The organism is Neisseria cinerea (assembly GCF_900475315.1).
Classification (GTDB): Bacteria; Pseudomonadota; Gammaproteobacteria; order Burkholderiales; family Neisseriaceae; genus Neisseria; species Neisseria cinerea.
The window spans coordinates 1,439,864-1,459,868 of record NZ_LS483369.1; the positions used below are offsets into that span (position 1 = coordinate 1,439,864).

23 protein-coding genes and 2 pseudogenes are annotated in these 20,005 nt (G+C 49.4%); 15 read left to right on the forward strand and 10 right to left on the reverse strand.

Going from position 1 to position 20,005, the window contains the following annotated elements; genetic code table 11:
• Positions 1-220: 220 nt before the first annotated feature.
• The gene (locus DQM57_RS07470) at positions 221-811 is read right to left on the reverse strand and encodes a GNAT family N-acetyltransferase (RefSeq protein WP_111727404.1); all 591 of its coding nucleotides are present in this window, start codon (positions 809-811) and stop codon (positions 221-223) included.
• A gap of 60 nt (positions 812-871) precedes the next feature.
• A complete protein-coding gene (locus DQM57_RS07475; RefSeq protein WP_111727405.1) occupies positions 872-1,453 on the reverse strand; it encodes a 5-formyltetrahydrofolate cyclo-ligase in 582 nt (193 codons plus the stop codon).
• 77 nt (positions 1,454-1,530) lie between these two features.
• On the opposite strand from DQM57_RS07475, the gene DQM57_RS07480 reads away from it, so the two are divergent.
• The 4 genes from DQM57_RS07480 to pyrH all read left to right on the forward strand — a co-directional run bounded on the left by DQM57_RS07480 (position 1,531) and on the right by pyrH (position 4,596).
• A complete protein-coding gene (locus DQM57_RS07480) occupies positions 1,531-1,773 on the forward strand; it encodes a hypothetical protein (RefSeq protein WP_111727406.1) in 243 nt (80 codons plus the stop codon).
• 177 nt (positions 1,774-1,950) lie between these two features.
• On the forward strand, positions 1,951-2,679 hold the full coding sequence (gene rpsB, locus DQM57_RS07485) for a 30S ribosomal protein S2 (RefSeq protein WP_111727407.1): 729 nt from the start codon (positions 1,951-1,953) through the stop codon (positions 2,677-2,679).
• A gap of 123 nt (positions 2,680-2,802) precedes the next feature.
• Positions 2,803-3,657, forward strand: coding sequence for a translation elongation factor Ts (tsf, locus tag DQM57_RS07490; protein WP_107997346.1), 855 nt, complete (start codon positions 2,803-2,805; stop codon positions 3,655-3,657).
• 219 nt (positions 3,658-3,876) lie between these two features.
• A complete protein-coding gene (gene pyrH, locus DQM57_RS07500) occupies positions 3,877-4,596 on the forward strand; it encodes a UMP kinase (RefSeq protein ID WP_111727408.1) in 720 nt (239 codons plus the stop codon).
• A gap of 114 nt (positions 4,597-4,710) precedes the next feature.
• Here the strand turns inward: pyrH and DQM57_RS09975 are convergent, their stop codons facing one another.
• The gene (locus tag DQM57_RS09975) at positions 4,711-4,833 is read right to left on the reverse strand and encodes a hypothetical protein (RefSeq protein WP_267894424.1); all 123 of its coding nucleotides are present in this window, start codon (positions 4,831-4,833) and stop codon (positions 4,711-4,713) included.
• A 68-nt stretch (positions 4,834-4,901) separates the two neighbouring features.
• Between DQM57_RS09975 and mafB the strand changes: the two are divergent.
• The 7 genes and pseudogenes from mafB to DQM57_RS07535 form a co-directional block, all read left to right on the forward strand.
• Positions 4,902-5,438 (forward strand): annotated as a pseudogene (gene mafB, locus DQM57_RS07505) (polymorphic toxin MafB class 3); the annotation flags it as partial.
• Positions 5,439-5,698: 260 nt separating this feature from the next.
• Positions 5,699-6,022 carry a hypothetical protein gene (locus tag DQM57_RS07510; protein ID WP_002224708.1) on the forward strand — a complete coding sequence of 108 codons (324 nt, stop codon included), beginning with the start codon at positions 5,699-5,701 and terminating at the stop codon, positions 6,020-6,022.
• Between the two features lie 37 nt (positions 6,023-6,059).
• The gene (locus tag DQM57_RS07515) at positions 6,060-6,404 is read left to right on the forward strand and encodes a hypothetical protein (RefSeq protein ID WP_003677141.1); all 345 of its coding nucleotides are present in this window, start codon (positions 6,060-6,062) and stop codon (positions 6,402-6,404) included.
• A gap of 207 nt (positions 6,405-6,611) precedes the next feature.
• A pseudogene (locus tag DQM57_RS09905) lies at positions 6,612-6,959 on the forward strand (MafB family polymorphic toxin); the annotation flags it as partial.
• Positions 6,960-7,373 (forward strand): hypothetical protein, encoded by a 414-nt coding sequence (locus DQM57_RS09910; protein ID WP_307752918.1) that lies wholly within the window; start codon positions 6,960-6,962, stop codon positions 7,371-7,373.
• Positions 7,370-7,729, forward strand: coding sequence for an immunity 8 family protein (locus DQM57_RS07525; RefSeq protein WP_002215099.1), 360 nt, complete (start codon positions 7,370-7,372; stop codon positions 7,727-7,729). The genes DQM57_RS09910 and DQM57_RS07525 overlap by 4 nt, the downstream gene beginning before the upstream one ends.
• A 123-nt stretch (positions 7,730-7,852) precedes the next feature.
• A complete protein-coding gene (locus DQM57_RS07535; RefSeq protein WP_111727412.1) occupies positions 7,853-8,068 on the forward strand; it encodes a hypothetical protein in 216 nt (71 codons plus the stop codon).
• Between the two features lie 120 nt (positions 8,069-8,188).
• On the opposite strand, the gene uvrD is transcribed toward DQM57_RS07535, so the two are convergent.
• Positions 8,189-10,396 carry a DNA helicase II gene (gene uvrD, locus DQM57_RS07540; RefSeq protein ID WP_111727413.1) on the reverse strand — a complete coding sequence of 736 codons (2,208 nt, stop codon included), beginning with the start codon at positions 10,394-10,396 and terminating at the stop codon, positions 8,189-8,191.
• A gap of 50 nt (positions 10,397-10,446) precedes the next feature.
• Here uvrD and DQM57_RS07545 point away from each other — a divergent pair, with 50 nt between their 5' ends.
• Positions 10,447-10,776 carry a hypothetical protein gene (locus DQM57_RS07545; protein ID WP_231992104.1) on the forward strand — a complete coding sequence of 110 codons (330 nt, stop codon included), beginning with the start codon at positions 10,447-10,449 and terminating at the stop codon, positions 10,774-10,776.
• Here DQM57_RS07545 and glnE read toward each other — a convergent pair.
• Positions 10,716-13,406: a bifunctional [glutamate--ammonia ligase]-adenylyl-L-tyrosine phosphorylase/[glutamate--ammonia-ligase] adenylyltransferase gene (gene glnE, locus DQM57_RS07550; protein ID WP_111727414.1), complete on the reverse strand. Its 2,691-nt coding sequence runs from the start codon at positions 13,404-13,406 to the stop codon at positions 10,716-10,718. The two genes, DQM57_RS07545 and glnE, sit on opposite strands and share 61 nt — an antisense overlap.
• 118 nt (positions 13,407-13,524) lie before the next feature.
• On the opposite strand from glnE, the gene DQM57_RS10075 reads away from it, so the two are divergent.
• The gene (locus tag DQM57_RS10075; RefSeq protein WP_167395563.1) at positions 13,525-13,842 is read left to right on the forward strand and encodes a hypothetical protein; all 318 of its coding nucleotides are present in this window, start codon (positions 13,525-13,527) and stop codon (positions 13,840-13,842) included.
• A gap of 103 nt (positions 13,843-13,945) precedes the next feature.
• On the opposite strand, the gene luxS is transcribed toward DQM57_RS10075, so the two are convergent.
• Positions 13,946-14,452, reverse strand: coding sequence for an S-ribosylhomocysteine lyase (gene luxS, locus DQM57_RS07560; protein ID WP_111727415.1), 507 nt, complete (start codon positions 14,450-14,452; stop codon positions 13,946-13,948).
• Positions 14,453-14,505: 53 nt separating this feature from the next.
• Positions 14,506-14,829, reverse strand: coding sequence for an iron donor protein CyaY (gene cyaY / locus DQM57_RS07565; protein ID WP_002246480.1), 324 nt, complete (start codon positions 14,827-14,829; stop codon positions 14,506-14,508).
• A gap of 70 nt (positions 14,830-14,899) precedes the next feature.
• On the opposite strand from cyaY, the gene lptM reads away from it, so the two are divergent.
• Both lptM and lysA read left to right on the forward strand, forming a co-directional pair.
• Entirely contained in the window at positions 14,900-15,070 is a 171-nt protein-coding gene (gene lptM / locus DQM57_RS07570; protein ID WP_107961096.1) for an LPS translocon maturation chaperone LptM, read from the forward strand.
• A 10-nt stretch (positions 15,071-15,080) separates the two neighbouring features.
• Positions 15,081-16,301 (forward strand): diaminopimelate decarboxylase, encoded by a 1,221-nt coding sequence (gene lysA / locus DQM57_RS07575; protein ID WP_111727416.1) that lies wholly within the window; start codon positions 15,081-15,083, stop codon positions 16,299-16,301.
• 59 nt (positions 16,302-16,360) lie between these two features.
• Here lysA and DQM57_RS07580 read toward each other — a convergent pair whose 3' ends face one another.
• The 3 genes from DQM57_RS07580 to groL form a co-directional block, all read right to left on the reverse strand.
• Positions 16,361-16,453, reverse strand: coding sequence for a methionine/alanine import family NSS transporter small subunit (locus DQM57_RS07580; protein WP_002233157.1), 93 nt, complete (start codon positions 16,451-16,453; stop codon positions 16,361-16,363).
• Positions 16,450-17,985, reverse strand: a complete 1,536-nt coding sequence (locus DQM57_RS07585) for a sodium-dependent transporter (RefSeq protein WP_107961098.1) — start codon at positions 17,983-17,985, stop codon at positions 16,450-16,452. Before DQM57_RS07585 ends, DQM57_RS07580 begins: the two co-directional genes overlap by 4 nt.
• A 312-nt stretch (positions 17,986-18,297) precedes the next feature.
• Positions 18,298-19,932, reverse strand: a complete 1,635-nt coding sequence (gene groL, locus DQM57_RS07590; protein ID WP_111727417.1) for a chaperonin GroEL — start codon at positions 19,930-19,932, stop codon at positions 18,298-18,300.
• Positions 19,933-20,005: the final 73 nt, after the last annotated feature.

A 20,005-nucleotide genomic window follows, 5' to 3' on the forward strand; every position in this document is an offset into this window, starting at 1 on the left:
TGCTTATAATATGTTATCGTGAATTTAGTGGATTTTACTGAGAAATGCAAAGATTTTCTGCCAAGCACTAGGGTAAAGACTAGGAAATAAAAAATAAAAATAGTTATTTATTTATATATATCAAATTTTTATAAAATAAACAATCAAAGCTATTTATATATTAATTTTTTAAAAATTGTCAGCATCTTGTGTTAAGTTTCTTCAATTTAAAAATACTGCCTCACACCTGCACGCCGTATCCCGCCAACCTGCCGGTCAGGATTTCCCTGTTTCTGCACCAATCTTCCCTCAGCATGCTGTATACAACCGTATCGCGCACACTGCCGTCTTTGCGGAGCATATGCATACGCAGCACGCCGTCTTTTTCCGCACCCAACCGTTCGATGGCCCGTTGAGAATCACGGTTTAAGATATCTGTACGCCACCCTACGCAGCAACATGACAAAACATCAAACGCGTAATCCAACAACATGATTTTGCAACAGGTGTTTATCCGTGTCCGTTGTGCCGATGCCGCATACCATGTAAACCCAATGTCCAAACGCGGAATCTGCGGCTCAAAATGATAATACGCCGTTGTCCCGACCACCCTGTCCTCCTCTTCATCGACAACAGCAAACGCCAAACGCGTTGCCAATGCTGTCCCGATATAGTCTGCCACCCTATCCGGATGAGGTGCGGACGTTACCCTCAGCTTCCAAACCTCCCCATCGCAAACCGCCTCGCGCAAACCCGTTTCATGATGCACATCCAACGGTTCGAGCCGAACGCCGCCCAATGACAAGACCGGCAGTATTATCCTTTCCGACATCCTTTTCTCCCAATATTCCGCCTTCAGACGGCATTTCCGTTCAAAATGCCGTCTGAACACCTAAAAGCACAATACTCCCGCTTCCGAAACAAACCCGCCCAAAGGCCGGTCGTGCTCCTCGACCGGCAGTCTGTCCACCAACTGGCAGGCAAAGCCCACGCCCACAGTTTTTGCCTGCAAACGGTATTTCATAGCCGCAAGCGTCGCATCGTAGTAGCCGCCTGCCTGTCCCAAGCGATAGCCCAGCCTGTCCATACCGACCACTGGTACAAGCAGGAGGTTCAAATCATGCACACGCCTTTTCCGACCTGCAAACTGAGGGACATGCAGCTTCGCCCTACCGCGCTTGCGTTCTTGTTTCGTCTCGTCGGCAGGATAAGGCGTAAACCACATCCGCCGCAAACGCGGTTCGATATAAGGCAGATAAAGTTTGGCCCCGCGTTTTTGCGCCGCGTGGACAAACCCGTCCAGCCGCAGTTCGTTGCCCATCGGCCAATACACGCCGATTTTCCGCCCCTTCTTGATATAACGTTTAAGCAGGCGGTTAATCGTTTGCCCTGCCGCCAACCGCCCTTGATGCCCCATCTGCGCGCGGGCACGACGCAATTCTCGGCGCAGGGCGTGTTTTTCCTCATTCCTCATTTCAGACGGCCTTTTAAGTGTTGTTGTAGAATACGGCGATTATAAACACTCTGTTAACCTCGAAACAGGATTCCGCCATGTGGCATATCGTCCTTATCGGCTACCTCTTCGTCGCCGTCATGTATTCCGCCGCCCAACCCAGCATCGTGCGCGCGTTGATTTATTTGGTTTTTTGGGCAGTGTTGCCCACTGTATTCACGGTCTTCGTCGTAACCGTCCGCCGCCGCAACCGCCTGATGAAGCAACAGGAAAAAGAAGCATTCGAACAAAGCCGCCGCGCAGCCGGACAAGAAGGCGGCAAACACAGCGGCAGTGCATAAAATCCCTTTTCAGACGGCCTCTTATCCGCTATAATCCATCAGTTTTCCATTTCGGAAACACTCTTTTATTTTTTAAAACTTATGCCCACTTTCGCCGAAGGGTGCTTGACAATAGGCGCAGCCTATCAAGTTCTATGCGATTGAATGTGTGCTCTTTAACCCTTTCAAGGAAATAACATGTCTCAAATTACTATGCGTCAGATGATTGAAGCCGGTGTTCACTTCGGTCACCAAACCCGTTTCTGGAACCCGAAAATGGCTCAATACATTTTCGGTGCGCGCAACAAAATCCATATCGTAAACTTGGAAAAAACCCTGCCGATGTTCCAAGAGGCGCAAGAAGCCGTACGTCGTCTGGTTGCCAACAAAGGTACAGTATTGTTCGTAGGTACCAAACGCCAAGCCCGCGAAATCATCCGCGAAGAAGCTACCCGTGCCGGTATGCCTTTCGTTGATTACCGCTGGTTGGGTGGTATGCTGACTAACTACAAAACCGTTAAGCAATCCATCAAACGCCTGGAAGAAAAAACTGCTGCCTTGGAAAACGCTGCCGAAGGCGGTTTCAATAAAAAAGAAATTCTGGAAATGCAACGCGACGTTGAAAAACTGGAACGTTCTTTGGGCGGTATCAAAAACATGAAAGGCCTGCCTGACGCGATTTTCGTTATCGATACCGGCTACCAAAAAGGTACTCTGGTTGAAGCTGAAAAATTGGGCATCCCTGTTATCGCCGTAGTCGATACCAACAATAGCCCTGACGGCGTGAAATACGTTATCCCTGGTAACGATGACTCCGCTAAAGCTATCCGCCTGTACTGCCGCGGCATCGCTGACGCAGTTTTGGAAGGCAAAAACCAAGCGCTGCAAGAAACTGTAGCCGCTACCCAAGAAGCTGCTGCCGAGTAATTCGGTACACAGAAGAGGGGCGTTATGCCCCTTTTCTCAAATCCCGTTCTGAAATCCGTTTCAGACGGCCACTATTTCCAAACACGGCAATCACCGTGTTCCCAAAAATCTAGGAGATTCAAAATGGCAGAAATTACTGCAAAAATGGTTGCCGACCTGCGCGCCGCTACCGGCCTGGGCATGATGGAATGCAAAAAAGCCTTGGTTGAAGCTGAAGGCAACTTCGACAAAGCCGAAGAAATCCTGCGTATTAAATCTGGTGCGAAAGCCGGTAAACTGGCTGGCCGTACTGCTGCCGAAGGCGTATTGGCTTACGCGATCAACGGCAATGTCGGCGCATTGGTTGAAGTAAACTGCGAAACCGACTTCGTTGCTAAAGACACCGGCTTCGTAGAATTTGCCAACTTCGTTGCGAAAACTGCCGCCGAGAAAAAACCGGCTTCTGTTGAAGAACTGAGCGAACTGGTTGAAGCAGAACGCAAAGCCATCATCGCTAAATTGGGCGAGAACATGTCTGTTCGCCGCTTCCAAGTGATCGACACTGCCAACCAACTGGTTGCCTACATCCACGGTGCTTTGGCTACCGAAGGCGTATTGGTTGAGTACAAAGGCTCTGAAGATGTAGCACGCAAAATCGGTATGCACATCGTTGCCGCTAAACCACAATGCGTAAGCGAAGCCGAAGTAGATGCTGAAACCGTTGAAAAAGAACGCCACATCTACACCGAACAAGCTATCGCTTCCGGCAAACCTGCCGACATCGCCGCTAAAATGGTTGAAGGCCGTATCCGCAAATTCTTGGCTGAAATCACTCTGAACGGCCAAGCATTCGTGATGAACCCTGACCAAACTGTTGCCCAATTCGCTAAAGAAAACGGCACTGAAGTGGTTAGCTTCGTACGCTACAAAGTAGGCGACGGTATCGAAAAAGCCGTTGTTGACTACGCAGCCGAAGTTGCCGCCGCTGCTAAAGTGTAAGGCACTTATGAAAAAGAAAGCACCTGGATTCCAAACGAATCAGGGTGCTTTTTTTTGAGAAAACCGTTTACGGTACCTATTTTAAGACGGCCGAATATTCAGGCTGTCTGAAAACCAAAACAATAATAGAACGACACACCATATCATTGTAATCCGACCGTTTGAAAATTCAGACGGCCCAAACTCCGACCGACGACATTCAAGAAAGCAAGGTATCCCATGACACAACAAATCAAATACAAACGCGTATTACTGAAACTCTCCGGCGAATCCCTGATGGGTTCTGATCCGTTCGGCATCAATCACGATACCATCGTTCAAACTGTCGGCGAAATTACCGAAGTCGTTAAAATGGGCGTGCAAGTCGGTATCGTTGTCGGCGGCGGTAACATTTTCCGCGGCGTATCCGCCCAAGCAGGCAGCATGGACCGCGCCACTGCCGACTACATGGGCATGATGGCAACCGTGATGAACGCCTTGGCACTCAAAGACGCATTTGAAACTTTGGGCATCAAAGCGCGCGTACAATCCGCACTGTCTATGCAGCAAATCGCTGAAACTTACGCCCGTCCCAAAGCCATTCAATATTTGGAAGAAGGCAAAGTCGTGATTTTTGCCGCCGGTACCGGTAATCCGTTCTTCACGACCGACACTGCCGCCGCATTGCGTGGTGCGGAAATGAACTGCGACGTGATGCTCAAAGCCACCAACGTTGACGGCGTGTACACCGCAGACCCGAAAAAAGACCCATCTGCAACACGCTACGAAACCATTACTTTTGATGAAGCCTTGTTGAAAAACCTCAAAGTGATGGACGCCACCGCTTTCGCCCTCTGTCGCGAACGCAAGCTCAATATTGTAGTATTCGGCATTGCTAAAGAAGGCTCGCTCAAACGCGTTATTACCGGCGAAGACGAGGGCACACTGGTTCACTGCTGATTGCCCTAGGACTGGCAGATATAGTCGCATATAGGCTTCAGACGGCCATTTATTATATGGAGATTAATAAGCCTAAACCCATCCTGCCTTATACATCAATTTTTCATATGCCGACTATATTGCCTTCCATTTGAAAATGCCGTCTGAACGATGTTCAGACGGCATTTTGCCTTTCAGTGGGTAAACCGCCTTGTAGTAGGCGGACAAAATCGGCATAAGGAGCAACACCGTACTCATCACCCGCACCGATTTCAACCTGTTTTGCCGTTTTGATGAACTAAGCATCCCCGATTACAGCACCTTATGCCGCTTCTGGTTTTTTCAGCCGTGTGGATGAGGCAGGAAAGCTAATATGGGAAAACGACCCCAATAAAAATTGGTGGGGTAACCGTATGGATGATATTCGCAGCATCGTCCAAGGCGCAGTCAATCCTTTTTTAATGGGTTTTCAAGGAGTAGGGATTGGGGCAATTATCGACAGCGCGGTAAACCCGGTAACCGATGCGGCAGCACAGAAAACTTTACAAGATATTAATGATTTAGGAAATTTAAGTCCCGCAGCACAACTTGCGGCTGCAACCACATTACAAGACAGTGCTTTTGCGGTTAAGGACAGTATTAACTCTGCCAAACAATGGGCAGATGCCCATCCGAACATTACAGCTACTGCCCAAACTGCCCTTTCCATAGCAGAAGCTGCAGGTACGGTTTGGGGAGGTAAAAAAGTAGAACTTAACCCGACTAAATGGGATTGGGTTAAAAATACCGGCTATAAAACACCTGCTGCCCGACCTATGCAGACTTTAGATGGGGAGATGGCTGGGGGAAACAAATCATTAAAAATAGGGACACAATCTGTTGAAAAATCAACCGGTCGTACAATACCTAATAATTTAAAGGAACAATTAGCAATGGAAGAAGTTAAGGCAAACCCACAGGGCAAAACTCCTGCGAGAATACCTCCTATGTCCGATACTAAAAATGGTTGGTTAGCAAAAGACGGTTGGGTTAAGCGTGTTCAAAACGTAAACAAAATTGAGATACATTACATTGAAAACACAAGAACCGGTGAAAAAACAGATTTTAAGTTTAAGGATTAGTCATGTTTTTAGATGATGTAAATGTTTTTTTAGATGATTTAAATACTAATCCAATCACTGACGAATGGTATATGTCCAATTTTGCCGATAAACATATTAAAATTTTGGAAAGTTACGAAGCCTTTGATATTCTAAAACAATTTGTTGATTACATGATTGAAGAATATGATGAAAAATCAGAATATGAAATCATGGAAATATTGAGACAATTAAAATATCAAGCAGATACCAACGAAAAATTTTATACAAATACACAGAAACAGAAAATTGTAGAATTATATAAACAAGAAATTAGTCAGGATATTTTAAATGAAATCTTTAGATAAACTATCAATATAGAAGGAAATCCTTGGAAAAAATAAAATGATAATCGAACACAATGGAAATATACATAAAATAGCCAGAATGACTGGAAATAAAAATAATTTTTTAGAAATAATCCTATCAGATATTCATGAAAATATAAAAATCAAACTATTAACTATAAAAGTAAAAGGAGAGAATGTTATAAATATCCTTCCTGAGGAAGTTAGTTTTTATGCAAAACAAGGTGTTGATTTAATTTATGAGAAATATAAACGGAAATTCTTTATCTCCGAAATTTCTTTTTGCCAATCAGATAGCCGGCCTTCAAGTATCTACGCTTTTCTTACATTTCACTTGCTTGAAGATATTATTAAAAATGAATCCCCATCCAACTACACCTGACTGGTTAATAGCAGGTATGAACCGTGTATTCATATCAATATAAGATTAATTACGGCAGAATTTGATGAAATTAGACAAAAACTTATCGTAAGATTTTATTTAGACAGAGAAGCAGCCGTAGGTCGGATTCTCGAATCCGACATTTTCCAACAGCGTTTTTTCGGAAACGATAGACGCGTCAAATATTTTGTCGGATACAAATATCCGACCTACATCTCTGCACAGCGAACTTTACAAGGTATTAATGATTTAGGAAATTTAAGTCCGGAAGCACAACTTGCTGCCGCGAGCCTATTACAGGACAGTGCTTTTGCGGTAAAAGACGGTATCAACTCTGCCAAACAATGGGCTGATGCCCATCCGAATATAACTGCAACAGCCCAAACTGCCCTTTCCGTAGCAGAGGCCGCAGGTACGGTTTGGAGAGGTAAAAAAGTAGAACTTAACCCGACTAAATGGGATTGGGTTAAAAATACCGGCTATAAAACACCTGCTGCCCGACCTATGCAGACTTTAGATGGGGAGATGACCGGTGGGAATAGACCGCCTAAATCTATAACGTCGGAAGGAAAAGCCAATGCTGCAACTTATCCTCAATTAGTTAATCAATTAACTGAGCAAAACTTAAAAAACATTGCTGCACAAGATTCAAGATTAGCAAGTGCTGTAAATGATTGGAAAACAATACAACCAAATAAAAAGGGAGAAATTAATTTTGGTATTGGTTCTGCAACTCGTCAAGAGGCTGAACAGTTAGGAAAAATTTGGGTTGGAGACGGAGCCAAACCAGTTAATAGTCCATCTTGTCAAGGATGTATGTTAAGTGCAGATGGCACAAGGCTATATCGTCCTCCAACTACAAAATCAAACACCCCTGAATCACTTAACCCAACGGGAGTGCAAGCTAATTTTGTTACTAGAAGTGTTGATGGAAAAACCTTAACTAATGGACATTTGAATATAAAATGATTAAATTGGATTTAAAAAGCATAAATTTATATGATATTGATTTTGAAAAATTTACCCCAGAAATTCCAGATAATTTTCATAGATGGATAGATTTGGATATCGGAATCGAAGGAGAACAAGGCTCATCTATTTTTTCACTTTGCATTTGTTCTCCTAAATGGATTTCCCATCATTGTAATAAAGAAGGTTTTTTTTGGTCTAATGCATTAATATTAGAACAGTTTGATCATAAGATTATTAAAAGTGAAATTGATAAAATATTAGAATATTGTTCAAAAGAAACTTGGGATTTGACACTTTCAAACTTATTACGATTTTTTTCTTGGGAATTCGAAGATTACAATCCAAACACATAAGAGCAATTTGGGATGATAAGTCTGGAACGGTTGTAATTAGAAATCCCAAAGACCCAGATGGTGGAACTGCATTTAGACCAACCTTAGTCAAAACTTACTTTGACAAGCAAAAATAAAATTATTATGAATATAATCAATTACAAAGGTGATAACATTATTATTTCTTTAACAAGAGAAGAGCTTCAATTATTGCGTTCCCTTGTTATTGAAATTTATGCAGGTGTTTGCATAGATGCAGAAGAATTTGAGATTGTGTCAGGAATTCGCAATCCTCAATTAGTGCAAGAGCTAGAACAACATTTAATTGAAGCATATAATCTAATGGATACATCTAACTAAATGGTTATGCAGCCGTAGGTCGGATTCTCGAATCCGACATTTTCTAACAGCGGCATTTCGGAAACGATAAACGCGTCAAATATTTTTGTCGGATACAAATATCCGGTCCGCATTTTAAATTCAAATCTCTTCCAATTTCGCAAACTTGGTGTCCAGCTCTTTTACGCCCTGTTTGCCGAAGTTGATGGTCAGTCGGGCGGATTCGCCTTTGTCTACGGCATCGATGATGACGCCGGTGCCGAATTTGGCGTGGCGGACGTTTTGGCCGATGCGGAAGCCTGCGTAGGTTTGCGGCTGTTTGAAGTCGTCGATGATTTTGTCTTTGAACGTAGCGGTTTGGCGCGTGTTGCCGTAGCTGTCGTAGGCCGGTTTTTTGACGGACAGGTAGTGCAATACTTCGGGCGGAATTTCTTCGACGAAGCGGGAGACGATGCCGAATTGGGTTTGTCCATGTAGCATACGTTGTTGCGCCATGGTGATGTAGAGGCGTTTGCGGGCGCGGGTGATGGCGACGTACATGAGGCGGCGTTCTTCTTCGAGGCCGCCGCGTTCAGTAAGGCTCATTTCGCTGGGGAAGCGGCCTTCTTCCATGCCGGTGAGGAATACGGCGTTAAATTCCAAGCCTTTGGAGGCGTGGACGGTCATCAGTTGGACGGCTTTTTCGCCTGCACCTGCTTGGTTTTCGCCGGATTCGAGGGCGGCGTTGCTTAAGAAGGCGAGGATGGGGAAGGCGAGGTCGTCTGAAATGTTTTCAGGCAGAGTTTCGAAGTTGCTGTCTTCGGGTTTGAACTCGATGGCAGCGTTGACGAGTTCGTCAAGGTTGTCGAGGCGGTCTTGGTTGTCGCCTTTTTGGGTTTGGTAGTGTTCGGTTAGGCCGCTGTCTTTGAGGATGCCGACGATGATTTCGGATAGGGGCATTTGTCCGACTTGGTTGCGCAGGGCTTCAATCAGGCGGACGAAGGCGGCGATTTTGGTGGCTTTTGCGCCGGCATTGCAGGCTGCCTGCCAGAGGGTAATGCCTTGTTCGTTTGAGGCCGTCTGAAGGTTTTCGATGGTGCGTGCGCCGATGCCGCGCGGTGGGAAGTTGATGACGCGCAAGAGGGCGTTGTCGTCGTCGGGATTGACGGCGAGGCGCAGGTAGGCGAGCGCGTGTTTGATTTCTTGGCGTTCGTAAAAGCGCAGGCCGCCGTAGATTTTGTAGGGGATGCCGCTGCGGAACAGGCTTTGTTCGATAACGCGGGATTGGGCGTTGCTGCGGTAGAGGACGGCGATTTCGTCCAAATCCCAGCCTTCGCGTTCGAGGGCTTTGGTTTCGTCAACGATGAATTGGGCTTCTTCAAGGTCGGTAAAGGCGGAGTAGTAGCGGATTTTGTCGCCTGCTTCGGCGTCGGTGCACAGGTTTTTGCCGAGGCGTTCGTCGTTGTTTTCAATGACGGCGTTGGCGGCGGCGAGGATGTTGCCGACGGAGCGGTAGTTTTGTTCGAGTTTGACGGGCGCGTCGATGTGGAACTCTTCCATCAGCGCGGTCATGTTGCCGACGTGCGCGCCGCGGAACCGGTAGATGCTTTGGTCGTCGTCGCCGACGGCAAACACTGCCGCGTTGCCGCCCGCCATGAGTTTGAGCCAGGCGTATTGCAGTTTGTTGGTGTCTTGGAACTCGTCGACCAGAATGTGATTGAAGCGGTTTTGATAATGTTGGCGCAGGATTTCGTTGCTTTGCAGCATTTCGTAGCTGCGGAGCATGAGTTCGGCAAAATCGACCACGCCTTCGCGTTGGCAGATTTTGTCGTATTCGGCGTAGCACTCAATCATGCGGCGCGTGTGCGGATCGGGCGCGCTCAAGACGGAAGCGCGTAAACCGGATTCTTTTTGCGCGTTGATAAAGCCTTGCAGCGAACGCGGCGCGATGATTTCTTCGGCGATGTTGAGGCTTTTGAGCAGGCGTTTGATCAGGGAAAGCTGGTCGCCGCTGTCGAGGATTTGGAAGGAGGAGGGCAGGCCTGCGTCGCGGTGGTGCAGGCGCAAAAAGCGGTGGCAGAGGCCGTGAAACGTGCCGAGCCACATGGCGCGGACGTTGACGGGAATCATCGCGCCGAGTCGGGTTTGCATTTCTTTGGCAGCTTTGTTGGTAAACGTTACCGCCATAATGCTGTGTACGCTGGCTTGTCCGCTTTGCAAAAGCCATGCGATACGCGTGGTCAGCACGCGCGTTTTGCCGCTGCCCGCGCCCGCCAAAACGAGGGCGGATTGCGGCGGCCAGGTTACGGCGGAAAGTTGTTCAGGGTTCAAGCCTTGCAGCAGATTGGGAGCGGATTCGTTGGGAAACATAGGGATGCCGTCTGAAAAGTGGAATGCGCTATTTTAATAGAAACGGAAGGATGTCTGACAACTTGATTTTGATTTCGGTTTTGGCAAAGCCCTCGCCGACACACGCACGCAAAACCTTGATAGGCGGATATCACATTGAGGCGTTCCAAACCGATTTGGACGGACGCATCGGCAGGATACGGGCTGGTTTGCCGCCTGAACATAGGAATAACCGCCTTTCACTTTGCAAACAACCGAAATCGTACCGATTGTTCAGACACAACCAAAAACAAATGCCGTCTGAAACCCGAATTGTCAGGTTTCAGACGGCATTTTTTGTTCAGGCGGTTGCCGCTTCTTCGCCGAACACTTCCCGCCACAATTTCCTGACATTGCCGTAGTGGGACAGCAATTCGTCGCTTACTTCGGTTTTTTCCGCGTCGCGCAGTTTGGTGTTGTGTTGCTGCTGGCGGTAGAAGCGGTAGGCGGTGCGGCTTTGTTCGGCGAGGTTTTTGTCGATAAGGCTGCAGTCGGCGGCAATGTTCAAGAGGGCGATGTTGCCGTAGTTGTCGAGAAGTTGCGGATATTTTCGGGCATGGGCAAGGATGAGGTATTGGACGATAAATTCGACGTCGACCACGCCGCCACGTGCGTATTTGACGTTGCTGTCAATCGGCGGATGGGTGGGGAACATTTTTTCGCGCATTTCGATGATTTCGCCTGCCAAGGCGGTGTGGTCGCGCTCGGCGGTGAGGATTTCGGTGCGGATGCGGTCGAAGGCCGTCTGAATTTCGGGTGTGCCGCATATGAAGCGGGCACGGGTAAGGGACTGGTGTTCCCATGTCCATGCGTTTTCGCGCTGGTATTTTTTGAAGGCGGCGATACTGTGGGCGAGGAAGCCGGCGTCGCCGTTGGGGCGCAGGCGCAGGTCGGTTTCGTAGAGGCTGCCTGCGCCAGTGGCGGCGGAAAGCCAGTTGGTCAGGCGGCGGGCAAGGCGGCTGTATACGTCACCTGCATCGGGATGGGGATCGTCGTAGAGGTAGACGAGGTCGAGGTCGGAGGCGTAGCCGAGTTCTTTGCCGCCAAGTTTGCCGTAACCGACGATGGCGAATTGCGGGGTGTCGCGGTGTTTTTTGGGCATGTCCGCCCATGCGCACGGCAGGGCGGCGGCGAGGATGGTGTCGGCGAGGGCGGAAAGTTGGTCGGAGAGGGATTCTACTGTCCACAGTCCGGCGAGGTCTTGGACGGCGAGGCGGAAGACTTGGGCGTGCTGGAAGCGGCGCAGGGTGTCCATTTGCGCTTCGGTGTCGCCGCCGCAGGCTTTGAGGTCGTCTGAAAGGGCGGCGGCGAGGGCTTGCCAGTCGAACGCGGTATCCAAAAGCTGCGCGCTGATGAGTTCGTCCAGCAGAATCGGATATTTGCTCAGATACGCCGCCACCCATGAGCTTTGGCTCATAATCTGCGCGAGTTGCGCCAAGGTTTGCGGATGTTCGTTGAGGAAGGCGAGATAGGCGGAGCGGCGGCTGATGTTTTCGAGGAAATCAAACAGCCGCATTAATGTATCGGTCGGATTGGGTTGCTCTGCCGCCGCCTGTACGAACAGCGGCACAATGGCGTCAAAACGCGGCTGAGCGTGTGCGGAGAGGTGGCGGTATTTATGACCGTGCCGGATTTGGTCGAGCCTTGCGGCGATGGTTTCGGCATCGAACCCGTGTTCTCTCAGACGACCTTGCCGCTCTTCTTCGTCGGGTTTGTCCTGCCATGCCCATTGCCATTCGCTGTTGTCCTGTGTTTGCTCTTCGGGTTCGCTCAAAATTTCGTTGAACAACTGATTGACCTTGTTACGATGAACGTTGAGGTCGTCTGAAAAGGCGGCGTAGCTGTCGAAACCCATACTTTCGGCAAGCAGTTGTTTCTGTTCGGGCGAGGAGGGCAGGGTTTGGGTTTGCTGGTCGTCCCAGTATTGCAGGCGGTGTTCGACGTCGCGCAGGAAGCGGTAGGCGGCAAGCAGGGTTTCGACGTTTTCAGACGGTATGATGCCCAGCTCGGCAAGTTTTTTCAGCGTTTCCTGCGTGCCTTTCAGTTGCAGCGCGCGCATTTGCCCGCCGCGTATCATCTGAAAAATCTGGGCGATAAATTCGACTTCGCGGATGCCGCCCGCGCCGAGTTTGATGTTGTCCGCCATGCCTTTTTTGCTGACTTCGCTGCGGATTTGGCGGTGTAGGTTGCGCATTGCCTCATACGCGCTGTAATCCAGATATTTGCGGAATACGAAGGGACGCACCAGCGATTTGATGTCGTTTGGATACGGCGTAACCACGCGTCCTTTGCACCACGCATAGCGTTCCCATTCGCGCCCCTGCGTAATCAGGTATTGCTCCAGCGCGGTTTCGCTCAATACTAGCGCGCCCGAATCGCCGTCCGGCCGCAGCCGCATATCGACGCGGAACACCTGCCCGTCGGCGGTAATGTCGTTCAGCAGCGCAATCAGTTTCTGCCCGACTTTGGTGAAAAATTCCTGATTACCCCGTTCGCGCCTGCCGTCGGTGTCGCCCGATTCGGGATAGATGAAAATCAAATCGATGTCGGAAGACACGTTCAACTCATAGCCGCCCGCCTTGCCCATCGCCACCACGCTCAAATGCTGCGGCGATTTCGTATAACGCCCAATCGGTGTGCCGTACATATCCTGATAATAGGCGTAGGCGAAATCCAGCGCGGTATTGACGGCAAAATCGGCAAACAGCGTAATCGTGCGGGTTACTTCGTTCAAATCGCTGATGCGGTTTATATCGCGCACGATAATCTGCGACACCACATAACGGCGCAACTCGCGCAACTGCCGCGCCAATTCTTCCTCGTTTTCTTCCGCGCGGATTTTGTCCCAATCGGCAAAAGCTTGAAAATCAGCTTCGGTCAACACCTTGTCCAGCATGAGCAGGAAGATTTCGAGCTTGAGTTTGCCGTTGTCGAGCTGGCGGGCGAGGAACAGGGAATGGCGGCGGGCGGCGTCGAGGCAGTTGTCGGACATTTCGGATTCCGTTTGGAAGGATGACGGGAATGGTATGGTGGATTAACTTTAAATTAGGACAGGGCGAGGGGATGCCGTACCAGTTTAAAGTCAAGGCACTATATCATAGCAATCTTCGATGCCGTCTGAAACCTTGTCCCGATATTCGGACGGACTCCTACCGATAAAAAACAGCGGCAAATGCCGCCGTTTCCTGCTCAAACCTCGCCACGCTCTTTTAAAACAGAATAAGCAGCACGTTTCCCGTGTGGATTTTTTAAAAAAACCATCACTCTTTACGATTTCATGCAGCTCTTCACTTGATTTCTCCGCATATTCCATTTTCAGCGCCTTATGCTCATTGGCTGCTTCAATCATTCCCTCGCCTACTGTTTTTGCTGCTTTTGCCACACCATTCCAAAAGCCCATAATCATGTTCTCCAATCGTTTCAAATAAGGTCGTTGTTTCTGTCAAGAAATAACGACAGTTTATAAACTGTCGGAAAACAAAATGCCGTCTGAAGACAGATTCTGACTTTCAGACGGCATTTCAAAACAGATTAAGCGTTCAGCAGGCTTTCATCCAAAGCCAAATCATCGTTTCGGTTAACCGCCACTTTGCGCGCCAACACGTTTTGCGCGATTTGCTGCGCTTCGGCAAGCGAGTGCATTTGATAAGTGCCGCATTGGTATTCGTTCAGCTCGGGGATTTTGCTTTGATCTTTGACATTGACCACATCCTGCATCGAGGCGAGCCATGCATTGGCGACCTGCTGTTCGGAAGGCGTACCGATGAGGCTCATGTAGAAACCGGTACGGCAGCCCATCGGGGAAATGTCGATGATTTCGACGCCGTTGCCGTTTAAGTGGTCGCGCATAAAGCCTGCAAACAAATGCTCCAGCGTGTGTATACCTTTTTCGGGCAGGATTTCTTTGTTGGGAACGCAAAAGCGCAGGTCGAATACGGTAATGGTGTCGCCTTTGGGCGTGGTCATGGTTTTTGCCACACGCACGGCAGGAGCGTGCATACGGGTGTGGTCAACCTTGAAACTGTCTAACAGGGGCATTGGGTTATCCTTTTGAATGAATGGTTTGGGGGTAGGATGGGTTCTGAGTCCGATTACAATTCGGCAATCTTTACCGCTTCGCCCGAAGCCGCGCTCAGGGCTTCGTTTAAAACGTCATAAAAATCGCGTCCGTCTCGCGTTGCCAGCCATTTGCCGTTTTGCTCGGCGAAATGGTAGCCGCCGCTTTTTGCGGCAATCCACAATTCCTGATTGGGCGTGTGGCGGTTGACGATGATTTGCGTGCCGTCTCCGGCTTCGATGGTCAGGACGTTTCCGGCAAACTGGCAGTCGAAATCCCAGCCGTTTTCGTCGATTTGGTCTTCGATGTGTTCGAACAATTCTTCGCTCATGCGGATGAATTCGCTTTCGGTCATCATGGCTTTTTGCGTGTTTTTTGTTTAAGATACCGAATCTTGCCACATTCGCGCTTATGAAGGAAGTTTACCGATGAAATACGGCGTATTTTTTGCAGCGGCAACCGCCCTCCTGCTCTCGGCCTGCGGTTACAAAGGCGACCTCTACCTGCCCAAAGAAGGCGACAAGGCGCGTTTCGGCGTAATCCAAACCGGTTTGCAACTTCAAAGCAAACCGCAATCCACTTCACAAACCCAAAAATGAAAACGAAAACATGACCCTATTTTGCGAACAAGTCCCCTACCCCCGCCTTGCCGAAGAATTCGGCACGCCGCTTTATGTGTACAGCCAATCCGCGCTGATCGAAGCATTTGAACACTACCAAACTGCCTTTGCCGAGCTCTCCCCGCTCGTCTGCTATGCAGTTAAAGCCAATGGCAACCTAAGCATCATCAAGCACTTTGCTTCTTTGGGGAGCGGTTTTGACATTGTGTCCGGCGGCGAATTAGCACGCGTTTTGGCGGCAGGCGGCGATGCGGCGAAAACGATTTTTTCCGGTGTGGGTAAGAGTGAAGCAGAAATTGAGTTCGCGCTGAATGCGGGTGTGAAATGCTTCAATATGGAAAGCATTCCCGAAATCGACCGTATTCAAAAAGTTGCCGCGCGGTTGGGTAAAACCGCGCCCGTCTCCCTGCGCGTCAACCCCGATGTCGATGCCAAAACCCATCCCTACATCTCCACAGGACTGAAAGCCAACAAATTCGGCATCGCCTACGCCGACGCGCTCGAAGCCTACCGCCATGCCGCACAACAGCCCAATTTGAAAATCATCGGCATCGACTGCCACATCGGTTCGCAACTGACCGACTTAAGCCCGCTGGTCGAAGCCTGCGAACGCATTTTGATTTTAGTTGACGCTCTTGCCGCCGAAGGCATTGTTTTGGAACATTTGGACTTAGGCGGCGGCGTCGGCATTGTTTACCAAGACGAAAATGTGCCTGATTTGGGCGCGTATGCCCAAGCAGTTCAAAAACTGATCGGCACACGCCGTCTGAAACTCATTCTTGAGCCAGGCCGCAGTTTGGTCGGCAACGCAGGTTCGCTGCTGACACGCGTCGAATTCGTCAAATACGGCGAAGAGAAAAACTTTGTGATGGTCGATGCAGCGATGAACGATTTAATGCGCCCCGCCCTATATGATGCCTATCATCACATCGAGGCGGTCGAAACCAAAGACATTGAGCCTCTGACGGCCAACATCGTCGGCCCGATTTGTGAAACCGGCGACTTCCTCGGCAAAGACCGCACCATCGCCTGCGAAGAAGGTGATTTGCTGCTTATCCGCAGCGCGGGCGCATACGGTGCCAGCATGGCGAGCAATTACAACGCGCGCAACCGTGCGGCGGAAGTGTTGGTTGACGGCGGCGGATACAAGCTCATCCGCCGGCGCGAAACCTTGGAACAACAAATGGCAAACGAACTCGCCTACCTGTAAGCCGAACATCAAAATGCCGTCTGAAACAGTTCAGACGGCATTTTTAACGCTCTAAAGGCTTACTCGTTCGGCAACCTTAACAGGGAAAGCAGCAGCCCTCCCCAGATTATCACGATTGAGACAATCATCATCACAATGGCGGAAGTACTCATTTTTCTTCTCCTTGTTCGTGTTCGTGTTCGTCTTTGACATTAAAATCCTGACCGTGTTTCCAAGGCAGCAGCGAAAGCAGCAACCCGAACACGACCAATGCCGCCGACATTCCCCATCCGAAAATACTGAGGAAACCATCCGGATAACCTTCGTAATTTTTCTCCATCAGGCCGCTGGTATCTTTAAACAGCATATAGCCGAGCATGGCGACGGTAAAGAACACACAAACCGTCCACAACGCACCGATGCGTATGGAAGACAACGCGTTAAGATGCTTGCGCAACTCCGGCAGCCTGCGGAATACGATAATCGCCAAAACATACAAGAAACCGGATGCCACAATGCCGTAAGTATTGACGAACTTGTCCAAAACGTCCAAAACAGGCAGACCGGTGGTCGTACCGAACAACAATGTAGAAACAATGCCCATGGGAATACAGACGAGCAATGTAGCGTTGACGCGACCGATATTCAACTTGTCCTGAATGGCGGCCACAATCACTTCGACGATGGAAATCATCGAGGTAATGCCTGCAAACACCAGCGAACCGAAAAACAATACGCCGATAAGTGCACCCATGGGAGCCTGATTGATGATGGTCGGAAAAGCGATAAACGCCAAACCGATACCGCTGGAGGCGACCTCATTAACCGCCTGCCCGTTTGCCTGCGCCATAAAGCCCAGTGCGGCAAACACGCCGATACCCGCGAGCAACTCAAAACTGCTGTTGGCAAACCCGACCACCAAGCCCGTGCCGCCCAAATCCGTTTTCTTCTTCAAGTAAGAAGAATAAGTAACCATAATGCCGAAACAGATGGAAAGAGAGAAGAAAATCTGACCATAAGCAGCCACCCAGACCTTAGGATCGGCAAGCTTGGACCAGTCCGGCGTAAACAATGCGTCCAGCCCCTTTGCCGCACCCGGCAGGGTCAGTGAAATGCCGACCATAATCAAGAACATGATTACAAGCAACGGCATAAAGAAAGACGATGCGCCTGCCACGCCTTTTTGCACGCCCAAAGCCATAATGACCGATGTGAAAACCCATACGCCGACTAACGGCCCGACAACTTTACCGACAAAATCCAATCCCAAAGCCTCAGGCCCGGCCATATTCAGGAAGTCTTTAAAGAAGAAGTCTTGCGGATTGACACCCCATGCCGCATTGAACGAATAATAAACATAACTTGCCGACCAACCGATAATCACTGCGTAATAGATGCAGATGACGATATTGGTCATCACATTCCACCAGCCTACCGGTTCAAACCAGCGTCCGAGGCGGCGGAAAGCCAACGGCGGGGAACCCCGATAACGGTGCCCGATGGCATAATCAAGCAGCAGCAGCGGAATACCGGCTGTCAGAAGGGCGACCAAGTACGGCAGCATGAATGCGCCGCCGCCATTATCAAATGCAATATAGGGAAACCGCCAGATATTGCCCAAACCCACGGCAGAACCGATGGCGGCAAACATAAACGCCCGACGGTTGTTAAACGTGGCGCGTTCGTTCGTTTTGGAATCAGACACGTTGATACCTCTTAATTACCTAATAAAAAACAAGCCATTAACGGCTACTCGATATAGAAAACAGCGTCTGACAGGATAATGTCGTCTGAAAAAACAATCTGGCTTTTGACTGATTGTTTACAATCTATGCGCTTATCGTAAAAAAATTTAACGCCGATGGCAAGCAATGATGACTTGAAAATGAAAAAATTTTCTATTTACCCGTAAAAATCCCCTTTTTATGCCTACCGGCACCCGCCCATTATTCAGATAAAAAAACCGCACGGTATAAGCCGTGCGGTTTTTTTATCTGAAAGCTTCAGACGGCATTTCTTACATCATGCCGCCCATACCACCCATGCCGCCCATGTCAGGCATAGCAGGTTTTTCTTCAGGGATTTCAGCAATCATGCAGTCTGTGGTCAGCATCAGGCCGGCGATAGATGCGGCGTGTTGCAGCGCAGAACGGGTTACTTTGGCAGGGTCGAGTACGCCCATTTCGATCATGTCGCCGTATTCGCCGGAGCCTGCGTTGTAACCGTAGTTGCCTTTGCCTTCCAACACTTTGTTCACAACCACGCTAGGTTCGCCGCCTGCGTTGGCAACGATTTGGCGCAGCGGAGACTCAACGGCGCGCAATACGATTTGTACGCCTGCGTCTTGGTCGGCATTGCCGGTGTGCAGGTTTTCCAGAGCGGCACGGGCGCGCAACAGGGCTACGCCGCCGCCTGCAACCACGCCTTCTTCAACGGCTGCGCGGGTAGCGTGCAACGCGTCTTCCACGCGGTCTTTTTTCTCTTTCATTTCGACTTCGGTAGCGGCACCAACTTTGATTACTGCTACGCCGCCTGCCAATTTGGCAACGCGCTCTTGCAGTTTTTCTTTGTCGTAATCGCTGGTCGCGGTTTCGATTTGTTGGCGGATTTCGGCAACACGCGCTTCGATTTGGGCAGCGTCGCCGAAGCCGTCGATGATGGTGGTGTTTTCTTTACCGATTTCGATGCGTTTGGCTTGACCCAAGTCTTCCAGAGTGGCTTTTTCCAAAGACAGGCCGACTTCTTCGGCAATCACGGTGCCGCCGGTCAGGATGGCGATGTCTTGCAACATGGCTTTGCGGCGGTCGCCGAAGCCCGGAGCTTTAACGGCAACGGTTTTCAGGATGCCGCGGATGTTGTTCACGACCAAAGTCGCCAAGGCTTCGCCTTCTACGTCTTCAGCGATAATCAAGAGCGGACGGCTAGCTTTGGCCACTTGTTCCAAAACAGGCAACAAGTCGCGGATGTTGCTGATTTTTTTGTCAAACAGCAATACAAACGGATTGTCCAAAGCAGCAATTTGTTTTTCAGCGTCGTTGATGAAGTAAGGAGACAGGTAGCCACGGTCGAACTGCATACCTTCAACCACGTCCAGCTCGTTTTCCAAAGATTTGCCGTCTTCAACGGTAATCACGCCTTCTTTGCCGACTTTTTCCATCGCTTCGGCGATAATCGCGCCGACTTGTTCGTCAGAGTTGGCGGAAATAGATCCGACTTGCGCGATTTCTTTAGAAGTGTCGCAAGGTTTGGCGATGTTTTTCAGCTCGTCAACCAAAGCGGCAACAGCTTTGTCGATACCACGTTTCAGGTCGGTCGGGTTCATACCGGCGGTCACGTATTTCATGCCTTCGGCAACGATGGATTGTGCCAATACGGTTGCAGTAGTGGTACCGTCACCTGCTACGTCGTTGGTTTTAGACGCAACTTCTTTCACCATTTGCGCGCCCATGTTTTCGAATTTGTCTTTCAATTCGATTTCTTTTGCAACAGACACACCGTCTTTAGTGATGTGCGGACCGCCAAAAGCGCGGTCGAGTACCACGTTGCGGCCTTTAGGGCCCAAAGTTACGCGTACGGCGTTTGCCAATACATTGACGCCGTTTACCATTTTTTGGCGAACTTCATTGCCGAATTGTACGTCTTTTGCTGCCATTTAAATTCTCCAAATCAATATTAAAAATCTGTTCGATGCCGTCTGAAAACTTCATGTTTGATTCAGACGGCCT